The sequence below is a fragment of the Vibrio tapetis subsp. quintayensis genome (assembly GCF_030409945.1).
Classification (GTDB): domain Bacteria; phylum Pseudomonadota; class Gammaproteobacteria; order Enterobacterales; family Vibrionaceae; genus Vibrio; species Vibrio quintayensis.
In genome coordinates, this window is the sequence record NZ_JAUFQV010000035.1 from 1 (window position 1) to 24,339 (window position 24,339).

The following is a 24,339-nucleotide window of genomic DNA, read 5'->3' on the forward strand; positions in this document are numbered from 1 at the left end:
GGCAAAACTATGACAAAGGTAAAGCGGAATTAGAACGTGTGGTTAATTAGACGCTTACGGGGCATCCATAAGATGCCAAATAATTCCGTCGTTCTTTTTAGCCATAACAGTGATGTGATTGTTGTATTTATATTCATTTAATCACATATCTGACTCATTTTGTTTTGAACATACTAGCAAAAATGAACATTGAGGAATGAGTCAGAAAGTGTCATGAGACAGGCTTTAGAAAATAAGCATTGGAAGAAAAATAGCAGTGAAAGTGGTGTTGCTACATATTTGCTACACAGGAGCTTAAAAAAGCAAAAGGGCTAAGAGGTTGAATTCCACTTAGCCCTTTATTTATATGGCGCTCCCGACAGGATTCGAACCTGTGACCTGCCCCTTAGGAGGGGGCCGCGCTATCCAGCTGTGCCACGAGAGCTAATATTGTAAATAATACACATCTATCTAATATTGTTAAGCTTTTTATTTATCTTCATAAATTTCTTTGTGCATCACATCGCCAATCTGGATACTTTGAGCCAGTGTTGGTTGGTTGATGATTAGCTCTGCTTGTTGGTCATAGACTCTGTTGACGGTTAACGTAATAGAACTTTTGGATACGCGATTACGTGGGATGCCGTGCTGGTCGACAAAAGCGCCAGTGTGCCAGAGTTGTAAAGTGTCGCCTTTTTTTACGCCATGGCGTCTGCCAAGATCGATGGTGACAATGTTGTCTCTGATCGCCACGACTTCAGGTAGTGTGATTTTACATGACAACTCAGCCTCTAGGTCGAGCATGATGTTTCGGCTTACTCGAAGCATCATCTCACCGTAAGTAGAAGACCAAAAGCGCGCGCCTTTAGTGTCAATTTTACTTGTTTTAGGGAATGGCCATAGTGCTACTTCGCGGTAGTTCTTGGTATAAACTTCTGCACCGGTTTTGCCATCAAACACCATCACTTCCATAGCAAACTGACGATTTATTTTGTCATCAGATAGAAATGAGGTTTCGACCGTTGCGGTTAAATCCGTAATCGCGCCGCTTACAATGTATTGCGCGCCGTTGTCTTGGGCGATCATTTTGATGACTTCAGGTTGACGCTTGTCGACGTTATAAGGTGTTGTACCAACAGAAACAAAACTCATGGACTGCTGAGTAAGTTGTCGGTTGATGATTTGGCTATAATCATCGCCTAGGCTGTAAACAGCGCCCATAACAGCTTGTTGTGGGGAAACCATATCAACTTTACCTATCACGAAGGTTTTTTTGTATTGGTCTACATGGCAACCTGTTGCCGAAGGGTAGATGTCGAGGCGTACCTTGATCCGCATCTTGCCGCCTCGTTTGTCTTCATCGAGCACTCTTATATAGCGGACTTCGTGATTGGTAAATTGATACTCCTCACGAGCTTCTTCAAGATACGGCATGATATAGCTAATGGTGCCAATGTCTGCCCCTGAAAAGTTCATCGCCTTAAAAATGGCGTCTTCTATAGCGTGGATCCTTGCCACTTCATCTGTGGATACGATAGCAGACGTGCCTTCCACTTCATACCAAGACGCTTTCGCCGTGAATGAAGATAAAAGCGTTAAAAACAATGCTATAAGACGTAAATTCATTTTTTTCATGACTCACTTACCATTTGGGTACGTTTATTGCTTAATATTTAGTTAGTAGAATTTGGTGATGTTTTTCTTTTTCGGCACATTAAGAAAAGCAAGTATTGTTCCAACTTGTAAGTTTACAGTATTTGGGGCAATAACACTCAGTAAACCCGGAGATGAAGATAATGAATAAATGGCTTGTAATAGCAATGGCGATGCTCTTGTCATCGTGTGCTTTTTCACCCATCTATAACGGTAAAGATACGTATTCTGGCAGTCGATTTATGCTAATGGATACCCCTCGTCATACGATGGACTTTTTTGTAGAAAGCTTAGCGGAAGAGTTAATTCTCTCTAATACTAGCGTTTCTGCTCGTACTCCTATTGCAGTCACATCATTTGTTGACCTGCAAAATATGGATACGACCAACTGGTTAGGCAACTCGGTATCTGAAGGATTTATTCATCAGTTTCAGCGCCGTGGTTTTAAAGTGGTTGATTTTAAAACAACGGGCTCTATCAGAGTAACACACGAGGGTGATTTTGCTTTTAGCCGAGACTGGAAAGAGCTAGCAGAAGAACAAGATGTTAAGTATGTGCTGACGGGTACAATGCTTCGTCAAGATGGTGGTGTGTTGATCAACGCACGTGTCGTTGGGATGCAAACGCGTATTGTCGTTGCTACGGCACAAGGTTTCTTACCAGAAGACCGAATTGGTCGTGATTTAGAAACGCTTAATAGCATTCGTACACAAGATGGTGTGCTAATTCGCTCAGATCCAACTCTAAAGTATCCAAATTCAATTATTTTACGTCCGTAAGAAAGAATTGAGAGAATAGGTGAGAGAAATGAAAAAATTAATGATGATTGCGTTTGCATTAATTGCTGTTGGTTGTCAGCCGTTGAATAGAGAAGAGAATTTATTGATGGCTGTTGGGTATGCAAGCATAAGTGAACAAAAAGGCCGCTCTGTAGAAGAACAGCAAGTTAGAGCGATGAGAGCGTCAAAAGTGGATGCATACCGCGAACTGGCCGAGCAGGTCTATGGGCTGAGAGTAAGTGCGCGCTCTGATATTGAAGATACTCGTTTAGGCCGCGAGTTAACGACAGGATCAGTTGATGGTGTTATTCGAGGGGCACAAGTATTGCGCAGCTACGCTGTTGGTGATAACTACGTGACTGAATTAAGCTTAGATATGGAAAAGATGGATCGATTTAAAGATTACGGTGATGTCCAGCAAGTGCCAGTTAAAAAGCAGACGACATTATTTTAATTACTGAAGGCATTGCTTTTATTAGATAGGACAATGCTCTCATTGTTTAGCCGTTCTGTTCATCTCCAGGGGAGCGGCAAACAAGGTAAGAAGCGGCAATCGCATGGTTTGCCGCTTTTTTAATGTCATAATAAAAAGTGGCGATAAACTGTTGCTAGAAAGTAGAAAGTAGAAAGTAGAAAGTAGAAAGTAGAAAGTAGAAAGTAGAAAGTAGAAAGTAGAAAGTAGAAAGTAGAAAGTAGTTAGGCTTTGATGTTGGTGCCTAGTGTAGAAATAGTATGAGTTTGACCCTCGGCGTTATAGGTCATGCCTATTTTTCCGCGGCTTTGTTGCATTAAGTTATGCAGTTTATTAAAACTCAGTTGGGCGCGTTGCAGGGCTTCACCGTTTATGTCGTTCATTTGCTGGCAATCGTGAATGATTGATTGAATATGAGAAACACGGTCGGAGTATTGCTGAACAGAAGTGAGTTGTTCAATATCTTGATGTTCGGAGATACGCTGGTCAGTTTGTTGAAGTAGACCAATAAGGGCGAGTTTGTCTTTAGCTATGGCTTCGATATCAGTGGCGATACGGTTAGCAATGGCTACTTTTTCTAGCTCGAGTAAATCCGATAAGGACTGAGCATTTTGAACTTGATATTCAAGTAAGCTGGTTAAACTGGCCATAAGTTATCTTAAAATAGCTGGACTGCAACTATCATTACAGTCCTGCTAGATCGTCTTCATGTTTCATCATACTTTCAGCAAGCTTTTCGGGGTTAACCGTATAAGAGCCGTTAGCTATCGCTTCTTTAATAGCAGCAACTTTGGCGCTATCGAAGCTTGGCTCGGAAGCCATTGATTGATGAAGTTGGCCAATCGCTTTGCTTTCTTGGCTTAGCGATACGGCGTCTTTACCGCCTTTAGATTCGGCGACAGAATCAGAACGCGACGTAGCGCTTGAATCTGTACGAGTCTGGGGGCGACTCGTTGCCACCGTTTGTCCGGACCTGAGTTGATCAATGCCTGCCATAGTTTGAACCTTATTCGCAAATGATAGTGAACCTATACAAATGATATCGACAGCCTAAAACAAAACTTTAATATATTTTTGTTCTAATTTTGCTATCACTTGCGTGGTGGTAAACGTGCCATGAATTTCGCTAGAAGTTGACTGTGACTTCTGCAATACCAGTAACTATACCATCAATTATACGACTAGATTTCTTATTTTTCACCCTTACTTGTTCACCGCTTGAACCATCTGACAATGCTGTCCCTTTTGTTGTGATGATGAGCCCACCTTTTACGGCTTTAATTACCACCGTTTCATTGCGACACACGACACAGATATCACCCTGTTCGATGACATCTCCTTGGCGGACATTTCTTTTCAGTTTTGCGCCAACAACTTGATTCGTTTGATTGAAACCAAATCGACGATAAGCGCGTTGTTCTATCAAAGATATGCTAATATCACTGTTACTGACCAATTCTCCTCTGGAGAGTGGTCTTAGTGCAGTCACCAATGGCCGAAGAAGTGATACGCGTACTGGGACATAAATACGCCAGTTATCTGCTTCGCATTGGACAAGTACAGTAACATTGCTTGATGAACGACCATTCGATGGTGACGACGTTGTGAGAGGGTCAGGGCAATCTGTTGCTCTAATACGGCTATCAACGTCGGCCGCAGTAGCGGATAATTGGTCATTAGCTGCAATTTGGTACGTGCTTAATACGTGATCTTGAGCAGCATTTTTGATCATATCCAGTTGCTGTTCTGTTGCTGCACTGCACAAAAGGCTAAAGAAAATTGAACAAAAGCCGATAGATTTAGCAAAATTTCGATAGAAAGCTCTACACTTAGATATAGATTGCATACAGAAAAACACCTTATAATACGTTATTTTGTAATTGTATGTTTTGTAGTCAGTGTTGGGTTAAATACTTTACTAAAAAATGCTTGAGATGGAGATGCGCATATGACGGGCATTCTTGATTCAGTGAATCAACGCACGCAACTCGTCGGTCAAAACCGATTAGAGCTATTAACGTTTCGTCTGATGGGACGCCAACGTTATGGCATTAATGTCTTTAAAGTTAAAGAAGTTCTTCAGTGCCCTAAGCTCACTTCTATGCCTAACTTACATCCTTTGGTTAAAGGTGTTGCGCATATTCGTGGTCAAACAGTATCGGTCATTGATTTAAGTTTAGCTACTGGTGGCAGACCAACAACCGACATCGATAAATGTTTCGTTGTTATTTCTGAATTTAACCGAACTATTCAAGGTTTCCTGGTAACTAAAGTAGAACGTATCATCAATATGCATTGGGAGTCTATTCTTCCTCCACCGGAAGGGGCGGGTAAAGCTCACTACTTAACGGCCGTGACGAATATTGATAACGAGCTGGTTGAAATTCTGGATGTGGAAAAAATCTTGGCTGAAATCTCTCCGGTTGATGAAACCATGAGCGAAGAGCTTAAAGAAGAAATTGCAGAAATTCAAAGCGATAAAAATATTGTCCGAAAAATTCTGATTGCTGACGACTCTACGGTTGCACGTAAGCAAGTTCAGCGCGCTATCGAGTCTATTGGATTTGAAGCTATTGCTGTGAAAGATGGTAAAGAAGCTTATGAGAAGTTGGTTGAAATGGCTGCTGAGGGCAGTATTTACGATCAGATCTCGCTTGTGATTTCTGACATTGAAATGCCAGAAATGGATGGCTACACTTTAACTGCAGAGATCAGAAGAAACGCCGATATTAAAAACCTCCACGTAATCTTACATACTTCTTTAAGTGGTGTGTTTAACCAAGCAATGGTAGAGCGTGTAGGGGCAAATGAATTCATTGCTAAATTCAATCCAGATGAGTTGGGTTCAGCAGTAAAAGCCGCGGTAAATAATTAATAGAGAACTGAATGACAGCTATAACTATAAGTGATCAAGAGTATCGCGATTTCAGCCGTTTTCTTGAGTCCCAATGTGGGATTGTCTTGGGAGACAGTAAGCAATATTTGGTTCGAAGCCGATTAAGCCCGCTGGTTAACAAGTTTAAATTAGGCTCATTGTCTGATTTGCTACGTGATGTCGTAACAGGTCGAAACCGTGAGTTACGTGTCGCCGCTGTTGATGCAATGACCACGAACGAAACGTTGTGGTTCCGTGATAGCTATCCGTTTGCAGTGCTGTCTGAGAAACTGCTACCAGAAGTTGCCGCAAATAAGAGACCAATCAAAATTTGGTCAGCGGCGAGTTCGTCAGGTCAAGAACCGTACTCCATTGCGATGACGATTACAGAAACTCAGCAGCGTAAGCCAGGCATGCTACCGAACGTATCCATCACCGCGACTGACATTTCTTCTAGCATGTTAGACATGTGCCGAGCAGGTGTTTACGATAACTTAGCCTTGGGCCGTGGTTTATCACCAGAGCGCCGCCGTACTTTCTTTGAAGATGCCGGCGATGGCAAGATGAAAGTAAAAGATAACGTTAAGCGTATGGTCAACTTCCGCCCACAAAACTTGATGGACAGCTACGCCTTGCTTGGCAAGTTCGACATTATTTTTTGTCGCAACGTGTTGATTTATTTCTCTCCAGACATGAAAGCTAAAGTGCTGAATCAAATGGCGAGTTGCTTGAACCCGGGTGGCTATTTGCTACTTGGTGCTTCAGAGTCATTGACCGGCCTGACGGATCGCTTTGATATGGTGCGTTGTAATCCTGGTATTATTTACAAGCTGAAAAGTTAGTTAAAAGAGTTTGCTCAACACAATCATCTTTATAGAAGCTAGGTATTATACCTGGCTTTTTTTTCGCCTGAATCATGGAGACAATGTGCCATCAGCGAGTTTTTCGTGTTTTGTCTTTCTATTGGCTTAATAATTGCTAATAAACTATGTAGGTATTGAATTCATCATATGAGAACTTGGTCAAGTTGGCATATAGATTGCATTATTTACCTTAGGTAAGTCAGTTCTTTTTAGTAGAGGCAATATATGGCTATTTCGTTTGATAAAGCATTAGGGGTTCACCAGCACACGGTGGGCTTACGAGAGCGCAATGCAGAGGTGATTTCTACCAACATTGCTCAATCGAACACGCCTGGCTTTAAAGCGAAAGGCATGGATTTTGATAAATCATTGCAAGCGGCAAAGTCGGGGGCAAGTTTTGGTCTTAATCGTACCGATGGACGGCATATTGGTGCCACTACTAATTTTACTGGTGATACTTTGTACCGCGTACCAACCCAACCCGATACAGGGGATGGCAACACAGTCGACGTAGATTTGGAACGTAACTTGTTTATGCAAAACCAAATTCGTCATCAGGCTTCGCTCGATTTCTTAGGCAGTAAGTTTAAGAATCTAACGAAAGCACTAAAAGGGGAGTAATTTAGATGGGCTTATTTAATGTATTCAATGTGACCGGTTCTGCCATGAGCGCTGAATCTGTTCGTCTAAACACAACCTCAAGTAACTTAGCTAACGCCAACAGTGTCAGTAGCTCTGCCGAGCAAACATACAAAGCGCGTCATGCGGTATTTGGTGCTGAGTTAAATAAGGCGAAGTACAACCGTGATCATAATGTTCCGGTAAAAGTGTTGGGTATTGTTGAAAGTGATAAACCACTGAGTTCAGAGTATAACCCAGAGCATCCACTAGCGAATGACGAGGGATTTATCTTTAAGTCAAACGTGAATGTGATGGAAGAAATGGCAAACATGATTTCTGCATCCCGAGCGTATCAAACGAATGTTCAGGTAGCAGATGCAAGTAAACAAATGCTGCTGCGTACGCTGCAGATGGGTCAATAGGAGGTAACGTCATGGCCGGAATAGACAATGTTGGTCAGAGCGGCTTGTCCTATGTTGATCAGCTTAAAAGCTTGCAAGAAAAGAACAAGCCGGCGGAAGCACAAACGGGCCAGAATGATCTCAATCAAGAAGATTTTCTGTCTTTGCTTACCAAACAGCTTGCTCAGCAAGACCCTTTTAAGCCGGTCAGCAATGACCAGATGATTGCGCAAATGGCTTCATTTGCGACCGTCGATGGTATCGGGAAGATGAATACTCAATTCGAAAGTTTGAATTCATCGATGACTTCTAATCAGGCACTGCAAGCTTCATCACTTGTTGGGCGTGATGTGTTAGTTCCTGGTGCTGCAGGCATTAAACCTGAAAACGCTGGAATGTCGGCAATGGTTAAGGTTCCTCAAGCTCTGGACAATTTATTTGTTCGTATTGAAGATGCGCAAGGCCAATTGATCCGTACATTAGATGTTGGTGCTAAACCTTCAGGCGATGCAAAGGTGGAATGGGACGGATTAGATGAAAACGGTAATCCATTACCGGGTGGCAAGTACAAGGTGAAAGCCGGTGGCTTGCTTGACGGAGAGACACGCGAATTCGAAGTTTCGACTTACGCAAACGTGAATAGTGTGCTCTTGGGTAAAGGTGATGGGAATGTACTGCTCAATCTGGCTGGCTTTGAATCGCCAGTTCGACTCGCTGAAGTACTAGAAGTAGGTAAGGCGTAAAACGCTAGCTAGATAGGAGATTTTGGAATGTCATATATTGCACTTAGTGGACTTGCTTCCGCTCAACTAGATTTAAACACAACCAGTAATAACATTGCTAACGCCAACACGTATGGCTTTAAAGAGTCTCGTGCGGAGTTTGGCGATGTTTATTCGAATTCACTTTTTACTAATGCAAAGACTGCTACCGGTGGTGGTGCTCAAGCAAGTAAAGTCGCTCAGCAATTTCATGAAGGTTCGAGTATTTATACTAACAACCCGATGGACTTGCGTATCTCTGGTACTGGCTACTTTGCCGTTTCCAAAGATAGATTGCAGCCGCAACAAAATGAGATGACGCGTAATGGTGCGTTCCACCTTAATAAAGACAATTACATGGTGACTTCTAACGAAGAATACTTGTTAGGTTATAAGGTGAACCCAGAAAATGGTGAGGTGGCATCTTATGAGCCTGAGCCGCTAAATGTACCTGCAGAATATGGCCGTCCAAAACCGACCGAAAATGTTGAGTTGAGCGTTAACTTACCAGCAGACGGTGAGCAAAAAGATCCGTTGCAGTTTGATATTACTGACCCGACAACGTACAACCGTTCGACTTCATCGACGGTGTACGACTCAATGGGTCAGTCATATAAAATGACGACGTATTACATGAAAGATGCGACACAGCCGAACACGTGGCAATCGTACTACACCATGACGGATGCGGAAGGCGAAAAACCTCTGAGTATCGCTGGTGGTGATACGACGGCACCAAATGGTCATGTCGGTCATACTATTCGTTTTAATAACGACGGTACGCTTGCGAGTGTGAATGGTGGCAACGATGTTGTAACTGTTCCTCTGGCGGGTGAAGGCAATCCTAATCCAATCGATCTTAATGGTGCGGATGGTAATCAGTCGTTGACTCTTAATCAGATGGGCGCGACTCAGTATGCTGCTCCATTTGAACTGGTACGTTTTAACGAAGATGGCGCAACCACGGGTTTCTTAACCAAAGTTGACTTTGATGAGTACGGAACCGTAATGGGGACATATTCTAATGGTGAAGCGGTAAGTCTTGGCCGTGTGGCATTGGTGCGCGTTGCCAATGAACAAGGGCTAGACAAGAAAGGCGGAACCCAATGGGATACGACTCAATTGTCTGGTAAGAAGACTTGGGGTGAATCGAACAAAGGTTCTTATGGTTCGGTAACAAGCGGTACCTTGGAGCAATCGAACATCGATATGACTCAAGAGCTGGTGGACCTCATTTCTGCCCAACGTAACTTCCAAGCGAACTCGCGTTCTCTTGAAGTTCACAACGGCCTGCAACAGAACATACTTCAAATCCGTTAATCTACAATCATCTGGCATTGCCGCTTTTTTGCGGCAATGCTTTTTTTCGTGGCAATACTTTTGCCGTTTAAAGCACCGATCCTTACCTCCCCTGATCTTCACACTTCCTATTTTTAATCTAATTAACTGAAATATAACGATTATATTTATTGGCATGCATATTGCTTTATTGCTCTTAGAAACTATTTTGGAGCAAATTATGGATCGTTCACTATTTTTAGCTATGAGTGGCGCCAAGCAGAACATGCAGGCGATGCAGCTTAGATCTAATAACCTCGCGAACGTAAGCACAAACGGCTTCCGAGCCGATTTAGCACAAGCTCGTTCTATGCAGGCTTATGGTGAAGGCTTACCTAGTCGTGTATTTAGCATGACAGAACGTCCAGGACAAAGCTTTGCCCAAGGTAGTGTGATCACCACGGGACGTGATCTTGATGTCACGATTGAAGGCAACGGGTGGCTAGCCGTAATGGACAAGACCGGCAAAGAAGGTTTAACCCGTAACGGTAACCTTCACATTGACCAAACAGGCTTACTGACTAATAGCTCTGGCCACTTAGTCTTAGGTGAAACTGGCGGGCCGATAACTTTGCCAATCCCATTAAGTAAAGTAGAAATCGGCCGTGACGGTACGATTTCTGTTATCCCTCAAGGTGCGCCAGCGGACGCGATGGAAATTGTAGACCGCATTAAATTGACCAACACAGATAACCGTTCATTGTTTAAAGACACCAATGGCCTATTTCGTTCAAAAGAGCCCAACCAACCTTTTGAAGCGGATGCTGCGGTTAAAATTATGACCGGTGCGGTTGAGGGCAGTAACGTTAACGCAGTTGGTGAAATGACCAGCTTGATAGATTTGCAACGCCAGTTTGAAATGCAAGTAAAACTGATGAGCACGGCTGAAGAGATGGACAAAGCGTCTGATTCTCTTATCCGTTCAAGCTAATAGAATTAGGGTAGGGGACAGATTATGCATCCAGCATTATGGGTAAGTAAAACAGGGTTAGATGCTCAGCAGACGAATATCTCAACCATTTCGAACAACCTAGCCAATGCCTCAACCATTGGCTACAAGAAAAGCCGTGCGGTATTTGAAGATCTGTTTTATCAGAATATCAATCAGCCGGGTGGCCAGTCTTCTCAAAACACAGAACTGCCAACAGGCTTAATGCTCGGTGCGGGTTCCAAAGTTGTGGCAACACAAAAAGTACACACCAATGGTAATGCTCAAACGACCAGTAACAGCCTTGATATGATGGTCGAAGGGGATGGTTTTTTCCAAATCCTGCTACCTGACGGCAACACAGGTTATACCCGCAACGGTCAGTTCACACTCGACAGTGAAGGCGCAATTGTGACTTCTGGTTCTGGCTACCGTTTAGAGCCAGAGATTGTGATTCCAGAAGAAGCCATTTCTATTACCGTCGGTAATGATGGTGAAGTGTCGGTTCGTGTGCGTGGCCAGCAAAATAACCAAGTGGTTGGGCAGATCACTACGGCAGATTTCATTAACCCGGGTGGTTTAGAGCCTATCGGCCAGAACTTGTACCTACCAACCGGTGCAAGTGGTGACCCGCAAGAGGGGACGCCAGGCCTTGAAGGTTTAGGTTCTGTACGTCAATCGATGCTTGAAACATCGAACGTAAACGTGACTGAAGAATTGGTGAACATGATTGAAGCCCAACGTGTCTACGAGATGAACTCTAAAGTTATCTCATCAGTAGATAAGATGATGAGCTTTGTTAACCAACAACTATAACCCGACACTTTAATAGGTTCAGTATTATGAAACGTATTCTATTTGCTACTTTGGTCATGGCTATGACGGGCTGTTCGGCATTGCAACAACCTGAGTTGACCGACCCATCACAAGGGACAACCGTTGTTGATGCGATCGAGGGCGATAAGTCCGGTGATGCAGGTGGCGGTATTATAGATACGCTCCGTGGTCGTACTGATCCTGTTGCGGGTGATCCTGCTTGGTCTCCGATTCACCCTAAGCAGAAGCCAGAACATTACGCCACGGCGACAGGTTCTTTGTTTAATACTGATTATGTACAGAACCTATATGATGACAGTAAGCCACATGGTATCGGTGATATCGTGACCGTCATGCTACAAGAAAGCACTAAGGCGGCAAAAAGTGCCGATGCAGATTTAAACAAATCTAACGATGCTTCGATGGACCCATTAAACGTTGGTGGTCAAGAACTGAAAATTCAAGATTACAACTTTTCATATGAGCTCAGTAATGAGAACAAATTCAAGGGCAACGCATCAGCTAACCAAAGTAACAGTATCAGCGGTTCAATTACGGTAGAGGTGATCGAAGTGTTAGCAAACGGCAATTTGATCATCCGTGGTGAAAAATGGCTAACCTTGAATACCGGTGACGAATACATCCGCTTGAGCGGCACAATTCGTCCTGATGACATTTCTTTTGACAACACCATTGCCTCAACGCGTATTTCAAATGCTCGAATTAAATATTCTGGCACCGGAAATCAACAAGATATGCAAGAACCTGGATTCTTGGCACGATTCTTCAATGTATCCTTGTAACAGTTAGAATACGGTCGGAGTTTTGACATCATGAAAAGATTGGCAGTGATATTAGTTAGCGCGTTAATGCTATGTGTGAGCAGCGCTCATGCAGCCCGCATTAAAGATGTCGCTAAGGTCGCCGGAGTTCGTAGTAACCAGTTAGTGGGTTACGGTTTGGTGACGGGTTTGCCGGGTACGGGTGAATCAACTCCGTTTACCGATCAAAGCTTCAATGCCATGCTGCAAAACTTTGGTATCCAACTGCCACCGGGCACAAAGCCAAAAGTGAAGAACGTTGCAGCTGTTATTGTGACGGCTGAGCTTCCTGCCTTTTCAAAGCAAGGCCAACAAGTTGATGTCACTGTGTCGTCCATTGGTAGTGCGAAGAGTTTACGTGGCGGCACCTTAGTGCAAACTTTCTTAAAAGGTTTAGACGGTGAAGTTTACGCCATCGCGCAAGGTAACTTGGTTGTGAGTGGTTTTAGTGCGTCGGGTGCAGATGGCTCTAAAATTGTGGGGAATAACCCAACAGTCGGCCTTATTTCGAGCGGTGCTACCGTTGAACGTGAAATTCCAACTCCTTTTGGTCGTGGCGACTACATTACATTCAATCTATTGGAATCTGACTTCACAACTGCGCAGCGTTTAGTGGATGCGGTAAACAATTTCCTCGGCCCTCAAATGGCACAAGCTCTTGATGCTACTTCTGTAAAGGTTCGAGCTCCACGTGATATTAGCCAACGTGTGGCCTTTTTATCGGCGATTGAAAACATCGAATTTAACCCTGCAGATGGCTCTGCGAAAATAATCGTAAACTCGAGAACCGGCACGATTGTGGTTGGTAAGCACGTTCGTTTGAAACCCGCAGCCGTTACTCATGGTGGCATGACCGTAGCGATCAAAGAAAATTTAAATGTTAGCCAACCTAATGCCTTTGGTGGCGGCCAGACCGTTGTTGTTCCGGATACCGACATCGAAGTATCTGAGCAGTCCGGAAAGATGTTTAAATTTGAACCGGGTCTAACACTTGACGATCTCGTACGAGCAGTGAACGAAGTAGGCGCGGCTCCTTCCGATTTAATGGCTATATTGCAAGCGCTGAAACAAGCGGGTGCAATTGAAGGCCAACTGATTATTATCTAGGGTAATATTATGATTAATGATCCTAATGATATTGGCTTCATCCATGATATCAGCAGTCTAGATAAGCTACGTCAAAGCGCAGTCGGTGATGATGAGCAAAGCAAAGAAGCGGCACTTAAGTCGGCGGCGAAACAATTTGAGTCGATCTTTACTTCTATGTTGTTTAAGTCAATGCGCGATGCCAACGCTACTTTTGAATCTGATTTAATGAAGAGTCAGAACCAAGATTTCTACCGCAATATGCTCGATGATCAAATGTCGAGTGAGCTGAGTGATTCAGGATCTTTAGGGTTGGCAGATATGATTGTTGCCCAATTGAGTGCTGGAACGGGCGAAAACCAATCTGAAATTGCCATGCGCAATGCGGCAATGGATACTTCACTGCGTTTGCCGGTTGACAGAGAAACCGCGCGCCGTGTGACGAATGAATCCATTCAAGCCATGAGTGCGACTCAATCTAAATCCTCTCGCTTTGATAGCCCAGAGCAGTTTGTAGAATCGATGAAGCCGTTTGCTGATAAAGCGGCAAATGCACTGGGTATTGATTCTTCGGTTATTCTGGCTCAAGCGGCGCTTGAAACTGGCTGGGGACAGAAAGTTGTTAAGAACTCTATGGGGTCGAGCAATAACCTGTTCAACATTAAAGCCGATAGCCGTTGGCAGGGTGGTAAAGTGGCAACACAAACACTCGAAGTTTACGACGGCGTACCCGTGAAAGAAAATGCAGCCTTCCGTTCATACAATTCTTATCAAGATAGCTTCAATGATTACGTTCAATTCTTGAACGCGAATCCAAGATATAAAACAGCGCTACAGCATAACGGTAGTTCTGAGCAATTTATTCGCGGAATCCATCAAGCAGGCTACGCAACCGATCCTAAATACGCTGATAAAATCATGCGTGTTAAAGGACAAGTTGATGAGATGTTAGGGAAATAGGCGGACTTCGTCCTGGGGTGAGGACGAACTGCGCTCTACAGGCTGCAGGTTACAGGAAAAGAGTAAGAGCACTGACGTGCTTTCGCTGAACGCTAGTTTAACTCACCTATTCTATAATGCTTCCTGACGCATTATTATTTGCATTGTCATGCTGTTATTTCCAATCTTTTCCCGTAACCCGTAACCCGTAACCCGTAACCCGTAACCCGTAACCCGTAACCCGTAACCCGTCCTTCTATTTTCTTGGCATACATATTGCAAATATAAACAAAGTAACGGCAACTGCCGATTTTGTTTGTTTATTTTGGGGGCGATATGTCATCTGATCTACTAAATGTAGGTACACAGAGTGTCTTGACAGCGCAAAGACAACTGACAACCACCGGTCATAACATCGCGAATGTTAATACCGAGGGTTACAGCCGCCAATCTGTTATTCAAGGGGCGAATGACCCAAAACAATACGGTGGTCAATCCTATGGCATGGGTGTACATGTGGAAAATGTTCGCCGCTCTTGGGATCAGTTTGCCGTTAATGAACATAACCTAACCACGACGGAACTCAGCAACAAACAGGACGAAGTCGAAAACCTAGATCAGCTGACTAACATGCTTTCTTCGGTTGCTTCTCGCAAGATCCCAGATAATGTCAATGAGTGGTTCGATACGCTTAAAACCTTAGCGGATGCGCCTAATGATGTGGGTGCCCGTAAAGTGTTGTTGGAAAAGTCTCATCTGATCACTCAAAATTTAAACCATTTTCATGAAGTGGTTAGAAAAGAAAAAGACAACATCAATACAAAAATAAGTCATTCGGTAGAAAGAATGAATTCATTGGCGATCGAGCTGCGTGATATTAACCGGTTGATCATGCGAACTCCGGGTCCACACAATGACTTAATGGATAAGCAAGAAAGCTTGGTGAATGAGCTTTCACAATATACCAAGGTCACAGTCACCACTCGTGGCTCCAGTGAGGGTTTTAATATCCATATTGGTAATGGCGATACTTTGGTTTCTGGCACAGAAGCCAGCCAGCTTAAGCTGGTGAACGGTAGCCCGGATCCCAAAAAAATGCAGTTGGCTCTGGTTGAAGGACAAGGCACAAAAACCATCAACCCCAAAGACATCAACGGCAAACTTGAAGCATTTTTGAAAACACGTGACGAAACTTTGCCGTATGTGATGGACGAATTGGGCCGACTGGCCACTTCAATGTCATTTCGAGTGAATGAATTGCAAAGCCAAGGCCTAGACCTATATGGGCAGGTTGGTGCTGATATTTTCACTGATGTGAATTCGGAAGACATGGCAAAGTCTCGCGTAGTGCTCGGCGCTGGTTCTCAAACGGATATGTCTGTCTATATTGATGATTTGTCGCAACTCAAAGGTGGCGAATACTCTGTTCGTTATGATGGCTCAACTTATCAGATTACTAAACCATCCGGTGAAACCATCGCGGTATCTAAGAGCGTATTTGCTAACGGCTATAAAATGGATGGTTTACGCATAGATGTCACCAACCCACCCAAAGAGGGTGAGCGTCTTCTCATCCGTCCGACAGAGAATGCGGCAAGGCTAATGAAGGTTGAGATGGATGATCCAACACAATTAGCCGCCCAGAGCTACAAGAGCTCATATACCAATGCGAAAGGCACTGCTGAATTTAATATTTTGCAAGCAGGTGCTCAAAAAGAGTTTCAGGTGGTGGTCTCTCCAAAAGGGGATCAATTCGCCATTCTAGATATGGATGGCCGAGTGATCACTGAGCCACAAACATATCCACCAAATGGCGCGGTTACGGTAAATGGCACTGTCTTTGAGTTAACGGAAGGCGCTAAAGCGAATGATCGCTTTGCGGTTAACCTTGTTCCCTCTGAAGGCGATAACGGCAACTTACTAAAAATGCAGAGCATTCAGACTGACAAAATCATGGATGATGGCAATACCACCATGCTAGGGCTTTACCAGAACTTGAATACAGACGTAGGCCTTAGAACCTCGACAGCCATAAGAAAGGCAGACATAGCAACCTTAGAAAGTGAAGCGGCAAAAGAGCGCATCGCGTCTATCTCTGGGGTGAACCTGGATGAAGAAGCGGCAAACATGATGAAATTTCAGCAGGCGTATATGGCCTCTTCGCGAGTGATGCAGGCATCAAATGATACGTTTAACACCATATTGGCACTGAGGTAGGAGGAAGATAGATGATCAATAATCGTATTTCTAGTTTCCATAACTATCAGACTGTTCAAAATGATTTGCGTCGTCAAGAAGGCAAGATTCATCATAATCAGGCTCAGTTGGCTTCAGGTAAAAAGCTCCTTACAGCAGCAGATAGCCCGCTTGCGGCACACTATGTTCAGGGCCTAAAGCAGCAGACGGAAGAAACGAATCAATACATGGATTCGATTGTTTTAATCCGTAACCGTTTAGAAAATCAAGAAGTGATCATTTCGAGTGCCGAGCAACATGCAGACACAGCTAAGCGCTCTGTAATGGAAATGATCAACGGTGCATTATCACCGGAAGATCGTGCGGCAACCGCTCGTGAGCTAGAAGAGATGTCTAGCAATATGCTGAACTTAGTTAACTCTCAAGACGAATCAGGAAACTATATCTTTGCTGGTACCAAGTCTAAGAATCAACCGTTTTTTAAAGATCATGACAGTAGTGTTCGTTATGTGGGTGATACGTATCAACGCATGATGAAAATTTCTAATGGGCTTGAAATTGCCGCTAACGATGCGGGAAATAAAGTGTTCATGGAAATAGACAATCCGTTGGGCGACTACAACCCAAGCTATAAACTTCAGGCAGCGTCACAGCTGCTGGTAGAACGTGCAACCAACATCAATCAGACTGATGAATCCAATTATCAAGTGACGTTTGTGAACATGGGAGACGGCAGCTTTGGTTATCAGTTAGAGAAAGACGGTTCTGTCGTAGCCGCTGACTCATATGATCCGGTTGAGGGGATTCGCTATGACGGATTATCGCTTCAGTTTAAAGGGCAGATAAGCGCTGGCGATCAAGTTGGCTTCGAGCCGCAGCAAACATTTAATATTTTCGACAGTTTTAATGATGCAATAGACATGTCTAGAGCTTCGGTTGCCGATGCTTCAGCCACGGCTGAACTGCATCAGATAACCGCTCAATTTCACTCGGCGTTTATCCACTTAAACAAAGTGCGTACGGACCTGGGTGCGAGACAAGGCACGTTAGACATTCAAGAGCAGCAGCATGGTGATTTCCAAATATCCATGGCGAAGTCTAAAAGTAATTTTGAAGATCTCGATTACGCAGAAGCGGTTATCGAGTTCAATGAAAACTCGCTTGCACTGCAAGCATCCCAACAGGCCTTTGGTAAAACTAAAGATCTGACCTTGTTCAATTACATCTAATTTATTGATTCTAATAAGAGCCTTGTGTGCTATGCCGCATGTGCCTAGAAAAAGTCAGTGTATAGGGTAAGGATTTGCCGCTGGTTAAGTTGCCGAAAAATGCGGCAATGATTCATCGGCAGATGGAAGTAGAAAAAGGGCAACTCAAGGCCTTAACCTTTAATTGAGATGAGTTAAAGGTAAGGTTAGTTCAGTTGAATGTTATTTAACCTATTGTATTTTAGTGAAAAATAAAATACAGCTACAAATAAAATTGAAGTTCGTAAAAGTTGGCACACTAATTGGATAGTTATATATAACAAAACAACTTAGGTGCGATTGTAAGTTCACCAGTTAAGTTGGACCTTACAAAGCAACTACGGTCAGTGCTTATCCAAATGAGAGTACAGCTGGCCGCTTCGCAAATAATGCGAACTCAATAGGAGAGCAAATTATGGCTGTAACTGTTAGTACTAACGTATCCGCAATGACGGCACAACGTTATCTAAATAAATCGACAGATGCGCTAAACACTTCAATGGAGCGTTTATCATCTGGACATAAAATCAACAGCGCCAAAGATGACGCGGCCGGTTTGCAAATCTCTAACCGATTGACAGCTCAATCACGTGGTTTAGATGTGGCAATGCGAAATGCCAATGATGGTATTTCGATTGCTCAAACAGCAGAAGGTGCGATGAATGAAGCAACGAATGTGTTGCAACGTATTCGTGACCTAGCGATACAGTCTTCGAATGGCGCAAACTCTGATGCAGACCGTCGTGCAATTAACGAAGAAGCAACGGCACTTCAAGATGAGATCAACCGTATTGCTGAAACTACATCATTTGGTGGTCGTCGCTTATTGAACGGCTCTTTTGGTGACGCAGCATTCCAAATCGGTGCTAATTCAGGTGAAGCCATGGTAATGGCACTAACCAGTATTCGTGCCGATGATACAAGAATGGGCGGTACGACCTTTGTTTCGGAACAAGCTAAAACCAAGGATTGGGGTGTACCAGTAGACGCCAATGCGATGAAGCTTGAATTTACGACCAAAGGTGGTGAAGAAACGGTTATCGATATCACCGCTAAAACAGGTGATGATATTGAAGAGCTAGCGACTTACATTAATGGTCAGTCAGACAGAATCAATGCGTCAGTCAGTGAAGATGGCAAGTTGCAAGTATTCATGGCTGAACCAAACTTGGAAGGTGATTTAACCATTTCAGGTACTTTGGCGACAGAACTCGGTCTGAATGCTGATAACCCACAATACACAACGGTACAAGATGTTGATTTAAGAACCGTTGCAGGTTCTCAGAACGCCATCAGTATCGTTGACTCAGCATTGAAATATGTTGATAGCCAACGTGCCGATTTGGGTGCGAAGCAAAACCGTTTAAGCCACAGTATTAATAACTTGGCAAACGTACAAGAAAACGTAGATGCGTCAAACAGTCGAATTAAAGACACAGATTGGGCGAAAGAAACCACTGAAATGACGAAATCTCAAATATTGCAGCAGGCAGGTACATCAATACTTGCTCAAGCTAAACAGTTACCTAACTCTGCTATGCAGTTACTTCAATAGAAGTAACTCTATTCACTAAAAGGGACAGACGTGGACCGTTTGGTGAAACAGCAAAGTTGGTATAGCGGAAAGTGTAATGGTACATGCGGCTCTCTCATCTCTCACCGGCCAAATGTTATTGAAGTTATACTGGAAGCACCTTGGCTAGTCAGTGAAAAGTTCATTTCTCTGATCTCCGAAAGGCTCTGACTGGTAACAGCCCCAGTTCTCTCAAAGGAAAAGGGGCTCTTTCTTTAAAAAGAAGGAAGAGCAACGTGAAAGCGAAGTTTCTTCTCTCTCATTGATAAAGCAAAAAAGCCGACACGCTTGTCACGTGTCGGCTTTATCTTTTCTTGTCGCACTAAATTGTGTTGTTTATGCGGTTTGCAAGCGAAGTACGGGTTTGTCATTGATCGGTAAGTGAATCAACGCTGCGCTAAATGCCATGATGACCGTTGCCCACCAAATAGGGTCATAAGAACCATAATAATCATAGATACGCCCCCCAACCCATGCCCCTAAGAAACTGCCAACTTGGTGAGTAAAGAATACCAAGCCGTATAATGTCGATAGATATTTAGCTCCGAAAATTTGTCTCACCAATCCAGAGGTTAACGGTACTGTCCCTAACCAACAAAAACCGATCGCTGCACCAAATAGTCCCGCTGAATTTTCTGTTATCGGCAGTGTGACAAAACCAGTTATTACAATGGTACGAACTAAGTAAAGTGAAGTCATTACGTAGCGCTTACTATACTTATCGCCTAACACGCCCCAGAAATATGAACCAAAGATGTTAAATATTCCGACGTATGCTAGAGCCATCGCGGCGCTTGTTGCTGGCAAGTTTTTGTCGGCAAGATAACTTGGTAGATGGGTCGCAATAAACATCACATGAAAACCACATACAAAAAATCCAGCGTGGATCAGCCAGTAACCACGGTGAGAAAAGGCTTCCGATAATGCCTGCTTAAGTGACTGACTCTGAGCTAAAGTCTCTGAACCTAGATGATGCTTAGGATTAGAAGGTGTTGTTGCGCCAGAACGCATGAACATGGCAAACGCTATCATCAGAGTACACAGCATCGCAAAGACTTGTATTGCAACTTGCCAGTCAAAGTTATTCAATAATGCTTGTGCCCCAGGTATCACTGCGAACATACCAAACGAACCAGCCGCTGTCGTTAGACCAAAGGCTTTTGCTGCGTGTTGAGGAGGCACAACCTTAGCTACCGCTCCCAAAACGATAACATAGCTGGTACAGCTTAATCCAAGGCCTACTAATGCTCCCATCGAGATAAAGAGAACCGATGGTACGGTTGTGATTGAGGTAATGAATAGCCCAAGCCCATAAGCGCAAGCACCAAGTGCAATGATTTTTTTTGAACCCCATTTGTCTGCTGCCATGCCAACAAAGGGTTGGAATACACCAAAAAGGAGGTTTTGCATTGCGACAACTAAGCTGAAAAATTCACGGCCGGTGCCAAAGGTTTAAGAAACAGGCATCATAAAGATCCCAAAGGACTGTCTGATCCCTAGACTGACGATTAATGTGCCAATCCCTAGCCACACAAGTAAAGGAAAACGAAATATGCTCATAAAAATGACTCTTAGTGATGGTGGCTATGATCTTCTAAACCACCTTGATGGCAGCCAGCATTAACAGCATGCTCTGCTAACGAATCCAATAATGGTTGATATTGGTGGACGGCGATTAGGGTGATGAAGAGCAATACAACCATGCGTGCCAGTTGCGCAAATAATGATTGCGAACGGCAGATTTTGGTAAAAAGGGTCTGCAAAAACACGGAGGTGCCTATTTGTGATAAAGGAGGCGCAGTTTATGGGCTAAAAAGGAATGTTTCAAATGACCATTACTGATGAGATTTATGCATTAAATGCATAGATTAACGGGGATAAAAAGGAACATAGAAGGGAGGGATATTTTGCTTGTGTCTATAAAAAAACGCCGCCCAAAGGCAGCGTTTATTAAAGCGATGATTCTAAGTATAAATTACTTAGTAACGCGAAGTACTGGAGTTTCACCAACAACAACTGCGCCAGAAAGTTTGTTCAACTCTTTGATTTCGTCCATGTTAGAGATAACAACTGGCGTTAGAGTTGATTTTGCTTTCTCTTCAAGAAGAGCAAGATCGAATTCGATTACTGTGTCGCCAGCTTTAACAGTTTGACCTTCTTCAGCGATGCGCTTAAAGCCTTCGCCTTTTAGTTCAACTGTGTCGATACCGAAGTGAACGAAAAGCTCAACGCCATCGTCAGACTCGATAGAGAATGCGTGGTTAGTTTCGAAGATCTTACCGATAGTACCGTTTACTGGAGCAACCATTTTGTCGCCAGCTGGTTTGATAGCGATGCCGTCACCAACAATTTTCTCAGCAAAAACAACATCTGGCACATCTTCGATGTTAACGATTTCACCAGAAAGAGGTGCGATGATTTCAATTGCACCAGCGTCAGCGCTATCATCAGATACTAGCTTTTTAAGTTTGTCAAACAGACCCATTGTGTCTTGCTCCTAACGTTTAATTTTAATTCAGCCGATTTATATTATACCAATCAGAAACATTAGACGACTACTTTTAGTCGTCTATCTCATTGGTAATCGTAGCCTATTGTGTTTTTTCTGCGATGAATTTTTCTACGCAAGCTTCGATTTCTGCCGCTGTTGGTAGAGCAAGAGCTTCATCAGCCATTGCTTTTACTTCAGCAAAATTAGAATTACGAATTACTTTCTTCACTTTAGGAATAGAGATGCCGCTCATAGAGAACTCATCTAGGCCCATACCTAATAGAAGAAGTGTTGCGCGCTCATCACCAGCAAGCTCACCACACATACCTGTCCACTTACCTTCTTTATGTGAAGCATCAATTACTTGCTTGATCACAGTCAGAACTGCAGGTGATAGTGGGTTGTATAGGTGCGAGATCATCTCGTTACCACGGTCAACCGCTAGGGTGTATTGAGTTAAATCGTTCGTGCCGATAGAGAAGAATGACACCTCTTTTGCTAAGTGATGTGCGATAGCTGCAGCGGCTGGTGTTTCAACCATTACGCCGATTTCGATTTCTTCATCGAATGCTAAGCCTTCAGCACGTAACTCAACTTTGTATTCTTCGATCGCTTTTTTAAGCTCACGGATTTCTTCAACAGAAATGATCATCGGGAACATAATACGCAGTTTACCGTGTGCAGATGCACGCAGAATACCACGTAGTTGATCACGTAGGATTTCACGACGGTCTAAGCTAATACGCACGGCGCGCCAGCCTAGGAATGGGTTCATTTCTTTTGGTAGATCCATGTATGGTAGATCTTTGTCGCCACCGATATCCATAGTACGGATGATCACTGACTCACCGTTCATTGACTCGGCTACTTCTTTGTAAGCAACGTATTGCTCTTCTTCAGTAGGAAGAGAAGTGCGGTCCATGAATAGGAATTCTGTACGATACAGACCAACACCTTCGCCGCCGTTGCGGATGATGCCGTCACAGTCTTTTACTGTACCGATGTTGCCACATACTTCTACACGGTGACCGTCTAGAGTCTCAGCATGTAGGTCTTTTAGCTTAGCGAGTTCTGCCGCTTCTGCTTCAAAATCAGATTTGATTTTCTTAGCGTCTGCTAATTCAGCATCAGAAGGGTTGATGATGATTTTGTTGTTCATCGCATCAAGAACCAGCATGTCGCCGTTCTTAACTTGCTTAGTAATGTCGTTTGTACCCACAATCGCAGGAAGTTCCAGTGAACGAGCCATGATTGAAGTGTGAGATGTACGACCACCGATGTCACATGCGAAACCTAATACGTAGTCTAGGTTGATTTGCGCTGTCTCTGACGGTGTTAGGTCATAAGCGACTAGGATAACTTCTTCATCGATATCGCTTAGCGATACGATGTTGATGCCTAGTGCATTTTTTACAAAGCGAGTACCGATATCACGAATATCAGTCGCACGTTCTTTTAGGTATTCGTCATCTAAAGACTCTAGCGCACAAGCTTGCTCTTCGATAACAGAGTGAATCGCACGGTCTGCAGACATTTTGTCTTTTTTAATGAGTGCTAAAATTTCTTCTTCCAGCTCTTCATCTTCCAGCAACATAATGTGGCCTTCGAAGATCGCTTCTTTTTCTTCACCGAATGTTTCAAGTGCTTTTTGTTTAACAACTTCTAGTTGTTGTGATGACTTGGTACGAGCATCGAAGAAGCATTGAACTTCTGCTTCAACTTGGTCGTCGGTGATAGTGTTTGTGTTTAGGACAATTTCATCTTCTTGAAGAAGTAGCGCTTTGCCGAAAGCAATACCTGGAGATGCTAGAATGCCAGAAATCATAGCCTTACCTTAAAGTTGGTCAACAAAAAATAGGAACGTGTTTGACTAAATGTTCACAGTGACGATGTTTTTAATAGCGATAATTCCAACAAAGCCACTTTACTTTCGCAAAATGGCTTTGAGGATAAATCTTTCTATTAATGTAGTTGATCCATTAGAGCAACTAGGTGGTCAACTGCTGCTTGAGCTTGTGCGCCTTCAGCAGAGATAGTAACAACAGTACCTTTTACTAGACCAAGAGTTTGTAGTTTAAACAGGCTTTTAGCGCTAGCGCTTTTGCCGTTAGAAGTCACTGTGATGTCAGCGTCAAAGCCTTTAGCTTCTTTAACGAACTGTGCAGCAGGACGAGTGTGAAGACCATTTTCTGCAGTGATTTCTACTTGCTTCTGATACATGTGATTTACCCCAATTGATTTATTTTATGTTCTGATAATCAAATAAGCTTAACCATAAATATAAACTAAGGCTAGTCTATCGGTTACCTAATCCATTAGTTGCATCGGTAACTGGTTTCGCTAGGTTGATTCCAGTATTTTAATATTGCATATCCAATATCAGTAATATTAGCTATACGTGTTTTAATGCTTATGTCGCATCGCTTCTTTATTTTGAAGCGGAAAATAAAACAAGTGTGATATTACCAAAGGAGCGGCAGGGATCAACAAAAAAGCCCCA

Annotated in this window: 25 protein-coding genes and 1 tRNA gene; 16 read left to right on the forward strand and 10 right to left on the reverse strand. The window is 43.4% G+C overall.

Annotation, left to right across the window (positions count from 1 at the left end; genetic code table 11):
• Positions 1 to 347: 347 nt before the first annotated feature.
• Together QWZ04_RS17425 and QWZ04_RS17430 are read right to left on the reverse strand one after the other, a co-directional pair.
• Positions 348 to 424, reverse strand: a tRNA-Arg gene (locus QWZ04_RS17425).
• A gap of 44 nt (positions 425 to 468) precedes the next feature.
• Entirely contained in the window at positions 469 to 1,614 is a 1,146-nt protein-coding gene (locus QWZ04_RS17430; protein WP_290329537.1) for a flagellar assembly protein FlgT, read from the reverse strand.
• 161 nt (positions 1,615 to 1,775) lie between these two features.
• Here QWZ04_RS17430 and QWZ04_RS17435 point away from each other — a divergent pair, with 161 nt between their 5' ends.
• Positions 1,776 to 2,411: a FlgO family outer membrane protein gene (locus tag QWZ04_RS17435; RefSeq protein WP_290329538.1), complete on the forward strand. Its 636-nt coding sequence runs from the start codon at positions 1,776 to 1,778 to the stop codon at positions 2,409 to 2,411.
• Between the two features lie 28 nt (positions 2,412 to 2,439).
• On the forward strand, positions 2,440 to 2,865 hold the full coding sequence (locus QWZ04_RS17440) for an LPP20 family lipoprotein (protein WP_290329539.1): 426 nt from the start codon (positions 2,440 to 2,442) through the stop codon (positions 2,863 to 2,865).
• A 242-nt stretch (positions 2,866 to 3,107) separates the two neighbouring features.
• Here the strand turns inward: QWZ04_RS17440 and QWZ04_RS17445 are convergent, their stop codons facing one another.
• From QWZ04_RS17445 to flgA, 3 genes are all read right to left on the reverse strand, one after another.
• Complete coding sequence (locus QWZ04_RS17445; protein ID WP_290329540.1) at positions 3,108 to 3,533, reverse strand: flagella synthesis protein FlgN; 426 nt, start codon at positions 3,531 to 3,533, stop codon at positions 3,108 to 3,110.
• 34 nt (positions 3,534 to 3,567) lie between these two features.
• A complete protein-coding gene (gene flgM / locus QWZ04_RS17450) occupies positions 3,568 to 3,879 on the reverse strand; it encodes a flagellar biosynthesis anti-sigma factor FlgM (protein WP_102522025.1) in 312 nt (103 codons plus the stop codon).
• Between the two features lie 130 nt (positions 3,880 to 4,009).
• Positions 4,010 to 4,756: a flagellar basal body P-ring formation chaperone FlgA gene (gene flgA / locus QWZ04_RS17455; protein WP_435433630.1), complete on the reverse strand. Its 747-nt coding sequence runs from the start codon at positions 4,754 to 4,756 to the stop codon at positions 4,010 to 4,012.
• A 75-nt stretch (positions 4,757 to 4,831) separates the two neighbouring features.
• Here flgA and QWZ04_RS17460 point away from each other — a divergent pair, with 75 nt between their 5' ends.
• From QWZ04_RS17460 to QWZ04_RS17525, 14 genes are all read left to right on the forward strand, one after another.
• Positions 4,832 to 5,758: a chemotaxis protein CheV gene (locus QWZ04_RS17460; protein WP_290329542.1), complete on the forward strand. Its 927-nt coding sequence runs from the start codon at positions 4,832 to 4,834 to the stop codon at positions 5,756 to 5,758.
• Positions 5,759 to 5,769: 11 nt separating this feature from the next.
• Positions 5,770 to 6,600: a protein-glutamate O-methyltransferase gene (locus tag QWZ04_RS17465; protein WP_290329543.1), complete on the forward strand. Its 831-nt coding sequence runs from the start codon at positions 5,770 to 5,772 to the stop codon at positions 6,598 to 6,600.
• Positions 6,601 to 6,846: 246 nt separating this feature from the next.
• Positions 6,847 to 7,242, forward strand: coding sequence for a flagellar basal body rod protein FlgB (gene flgB, locus QWZ04_RS17470; protein WP_290329544.1), 396 nt, complete (start codon positions 6,847 to 6,849; stop codon positions 7,240 to 7,242).
• Between the two features lie 5 nt (positions 7,243 to 7,247).
• Positions 7,248 to 7,664, forward strand: coding sequence for a flagellar basal body rod protein FlgC (gene flgC / locus QWZ04_RS17475; protein WP_102522020.1), 417 nt, complete (start codon positions 7,248 to 7,250; stop codon positions 7,662 to 7,664).
• Between the two features lie 11 nt (positions 7,665 to 7,675).
• Positions 7,676 to 8,386 carry a flagellar hook assembly protein FlgD gene (locus QWZ04_RS17480; RefSeq protein WP_290329545.1) on the forward strand — a complete coding sequence of 237 codons (711 nt, stop codon included), beginning with the start codon at positions 7,676 to 7,678 and terminating at the stop codon, positions 8,384 to 8,386.
• Between the two features lie 27 nt (positions 8,387 to 8,413).
• The gene (gene flgE, locus QWZ04_RS17485) at positions 8,414 to 9,724 is read left to right on the forward strand and encodes a flagellar hook protein FlgE (RefSeq protein WP_290329546.1); all 1,311 of its coding nucleotides are present in this window, start codon (positions 8,414 to 8,416) and stop codon (positions 9,722 to 9,724) included.
• 199 nt (positions 9,725 to 9,923) lie between these two features.
• Positions 9,924 to 10,673, forward strand: coding sequence for a flagellar basal body rod protein FlgF (locus QWZ04_RS17490; protein ID WP_290329547.1), 750 nt, complete (start codon positions 9,924 to 9,926; stop codon positions 10,671 to 10,673).
• Between the two features lie 24 nt (positions 10,674 to 10,697).
• Positions 10,698 to 11,486 carry a flagellar basal-body rod protein FlgG gene (gene flgG / locus QWZ04_RS17495; protein ID WP_290329548.1) on the forward strand — a complete coding sequence of 263 codons (789 nt, stop codon included), beginning with the start codon at positions 10,698 to 10,700 and terminating at the stop codon, positions 11,484 to 11,486.
• Between the two features lie 26 nt (positions 11,487 to 11,512).
• Complete coding sequence (gene flgH, locus QWZ04_RS17500) at positions 11,513 to 12,289, forward strand: flagellar basal body L-ring protein FlgH (RefSeq protein WP_290329549.1); 777 nt, start codon at positions 11,513 to 11,515, stop codon at positions 12,287 to 12,289.
• 30 nt (positions 12,290 to 12,319) lie between these two features.
• On the forward strand, positions 12,320 to 13,414 hold the full coding sequence (locus tag QWZ04_RS17505; protein WP_290329550.1) for a flagellar basal body P-ring protein FlgI: 1,095 nt from the start codon (positions 12,320 to 12,322) through the stop codon (positions 13,412 to 13,414).
• Between the two features lie 9 nt (positions 13,415 to 13,423).
• The gene (flgJ, locus tag QWZ04_RS17510; RefSeq protein WP_290329551.1) at positions 13,424 to 14,353 is read left to right on the forward strand and encodes a flagellar assembly peptidoglycan hydrolase FlgJ; all 930 of its coding nucleotides are present in this window, start codon (positions 13,424 to 13,426) and stop codon (positions 14,351 to 14,353) included.
• 315 nt (positions 14,354 to 14,668) lie between these two features.
• Complete coding sequence (gene flgK / locus QWZ04_RS17515; protein ID WP_290329552.1) at positions 14,669 to 16,549, forward strand: flagellar hook-associated protein FlgK; 1,881 nt, start codon at positions 14,669 to 14,671, stop codon at positions 16,547 to 16,549.
• 14 nt (positions 16,550 to 16,563) lie between these two features.
• The gene (gene flgL, locus QWZ04_RS17520) at positions 16,564 to 17,757 is read left to right on the forward strand and encodes a flagellar hook-associated protein FlgL (protein WP_290329819.1); all 1,194 of its coding nucleotides are present in this window, start codon (positions 16,564 to 16,566) and stop codon (positions 17,755 to 17,757) included.
• Between the two features lie 433 nt (positions 17,758 to 18,190).
• Entirely contained in the window at positions 18,191 to 19,330 is a 1,140-nt protein-coding gene (locus tag QWZ04_RS17525) for a flagellin (protein ID WP_290329553.1), read from the forward strand.
• Positions 19,331 to 19,684: 354 nt separating this feature from the next.
• Here the strand turns inward: QWZ04_RS17525 and QWZ04_RS17530 are convergent, their stop codons facing one another.
• From QWZ04_RS17530 to QWZ04_RS17550, 5 genes are all read right to left on the reverse strand, one after another.
• Entirely contained in the window at positions 19,685 to 20,758 is a 1,074-nt protein-coding gene (locus tag QWZ04_RS17530) for an MFS transporter (RefSeq protein WP_435433628.1), read from the reverse strand.
• Positions 20,759 to 20,919: 161 nt separating this feature from the next.
• The gene (locus tag QWZ04_RS17535; RefSeq protein ID WP_290329554.1) at positions 20,920 to 21,117 is read right to left on the reverse strand and encodes a hypothetical protein; all 198 of its coding nucleotides are present in this window, start codon (positions 21,115 to 21,117) and stop codon (positions 20,920 to 20,922) included.
• Between the two features lie 206 nt (positions 21,118 to 21,323).
• Entirely contained in the window at positions 21,324 to 21,833 is a 510-nt protein-coding gene (gene crr, locus QWZ04_RS17540) for a PTS glucose transporter subunit IIA (RefSeq protein ID WP_290329555.1), read from the reverse strand.
• 106 nt (positions 21,834 to 21,939) lie between these two features.
• A complete protein-coding gene (gene ptsI, locus QWZ04_RS17545) occupies positions 21,940 to 23,664 on the reverse strand; it encodes a phosphoenolpyruvate-protein phosphotransferase PtsI (RefSeq protein WP_290329556.1) in 1,725 nt (574 codons plus the stop codon).
• A gap of 137 nt (positions 23,665 to 23,801) precedes the next feature.
• A complete protein-coding gene (locus QWZ04_RS17550) occupies positions 23,802 to 24,059 on the reverse strand; it encodes an HPr family phosphocarrier protein (RefSeq protein ID WP_290329557.1) in 258 nt (85 codons plus the stop codon).
• Positions 24,060 to 24,339: the final 280 nt, after the last annotated feature.

Bases quoted from the DNA above. Each gene is read 5' to 3' on its own strand.
- QWZ04_RS17440 (WP_290329539.1), top strand. From the start codon at position 2,440: ATGAAAAAATTAATGATGATTGCGTTTGCATTAATTGCTGTTGGTTGT.
- flgJ (WP_290329551.1), top strand. From the start codon at position 13,424: ATGATTAATGATCCTAATGATATTGGCTTCATCCATGATATCAGCAGT.
- QWZ04_RS17430 (WP_290329537.1), bottom strand. From the start codon at position 1,614: ATGAAAAAAATGAATTTACGTCTTATAGCATTGTTTTTAACGCTTTTA.
- QWZ04_RS17465 (WP_290329543.1), top strand. From the start codon at position 5,770: ATGACAGCTATAACTATAAGTGATCAAGAGTATCGCGATTTCAGCCGT.
- QWZ04_RS17480 (WP_290329545.1), top strand. From the start codon at position 7,676: ATGGCCGGAATAGACAATGTTGGTCAGAGCGGCTTGTCCTATGTTGAT.
- flgH (WP_290329549.1), top strand. From the start codon at position 11,513: ATGAAACGTATTCTATTTGCTACTTTGGTCATGGCTATGACGGGCTGT.
- QWZ04_RS17525 (WP_290329553.1), top strand. From the start codon at position 18,191: ATGGCTGTAACTGTTAGTACTAACGTATCCGCAATGACGGCACAACGT.
- ptsI (WP_290329556.1), bottom strand. From the start codon at position 23,664: ATGATTTCTGGCATTCTAGCATCTCCAGGTATTGCTTTCGGCAAAGCG.
- QWZ04_RS17435 (WP_290329538.1), top strand. From the start codon at position 1,776: ATGAATAAATGGCTTGTAATAGCAATGGCGATGCTCTTGTCATCGTGT.
- QWZ04_RS17490 (WP_290329547.1), top strand. From the start codon at position 9,924: ATGGATCGTTCACTATTTTTAGCTATGAGTGGCGCCAAGCAGAACATG.
- QWZ04_RS17550 (WP_290329557.1), bottom strand. From the start codon at position 24,059: ATGTATCAGAAGCAAGTAGAAATCACTGCAGAAAATGGTCTTCACACT.
- flgB (WP_290329544.1), top strand. From the start codon at position 6,847: ATGGCTATTTCGTTTGATAAAGCATTAGGGGTTCACCAGCACACGGTG.
- flgG (WP_290329548.1), top strand. From the start codon at position 10,698: ATGCATCCAGCATTATGGGTAAGTAAAACAGGGTTAGATGCTCAGCAG.
- flgC (WP_102522020.1), top strand. From the start codon at position 7,248: ATGGGCTTATTTAATGTATTCAATGTGACCGGTTCTGCCATGAGCGCT.
- QWZ04_RS17530 (WP_435433628.1), bottom strand. From the start codon at position 20,758: ATGCAAAACCTCCTTTTTGGTGTATTCCAACCCTTTGTTGGCATGGCA.
- QWZ04_RS17445 (WP_290329540.1), bottom strand. From the start codon at position 3,533: ATGGCCAGTTTAACCAGCTTACTTGAATATCAAGTTCAAAATGCTCAG.
- QWZ04_RS17460 (WP_290329542.1), top strand. From the start codon at position 4,832: ATGACGGGCATTCTTGATTCAGTGAATCAACGCACGCAACTCGTCGGT.
- crr (WP_290329555.1), bottom strand. From the start codon at position 21,833: ATGGGTCTGTTTGACAAACTTAAAAAGCTAGTATCTGATGATAGCGCT.
- flgM (WP_102522025.1), bottom strand. From the start codon at position 3,879: ATGGCAGGCATTGATCAACTCAGGTCCGGACAAACGGTGGCAACGAGT.
- QWZ04_RS17505 (WP_290329550.1), top strand. From the start codon at position 12,320: ATGAAAAGATTGGCAGTGATATTAGTTAGCGCGTTAATGCTATGTGTG.
- flgK (WP_290329552.1), top strand. From the start codon at position 14,669: ATGTCATCTGATCTACTAAATGTAGGTACACAGAGTGTCTTGACAGCG.
- flgE (WP_290329546.1), top strand. From the start codon at position 8,414: ATGTCATATATTGCACTTAGTGGACTTGCTTCCGCTCAACTAGATTTA.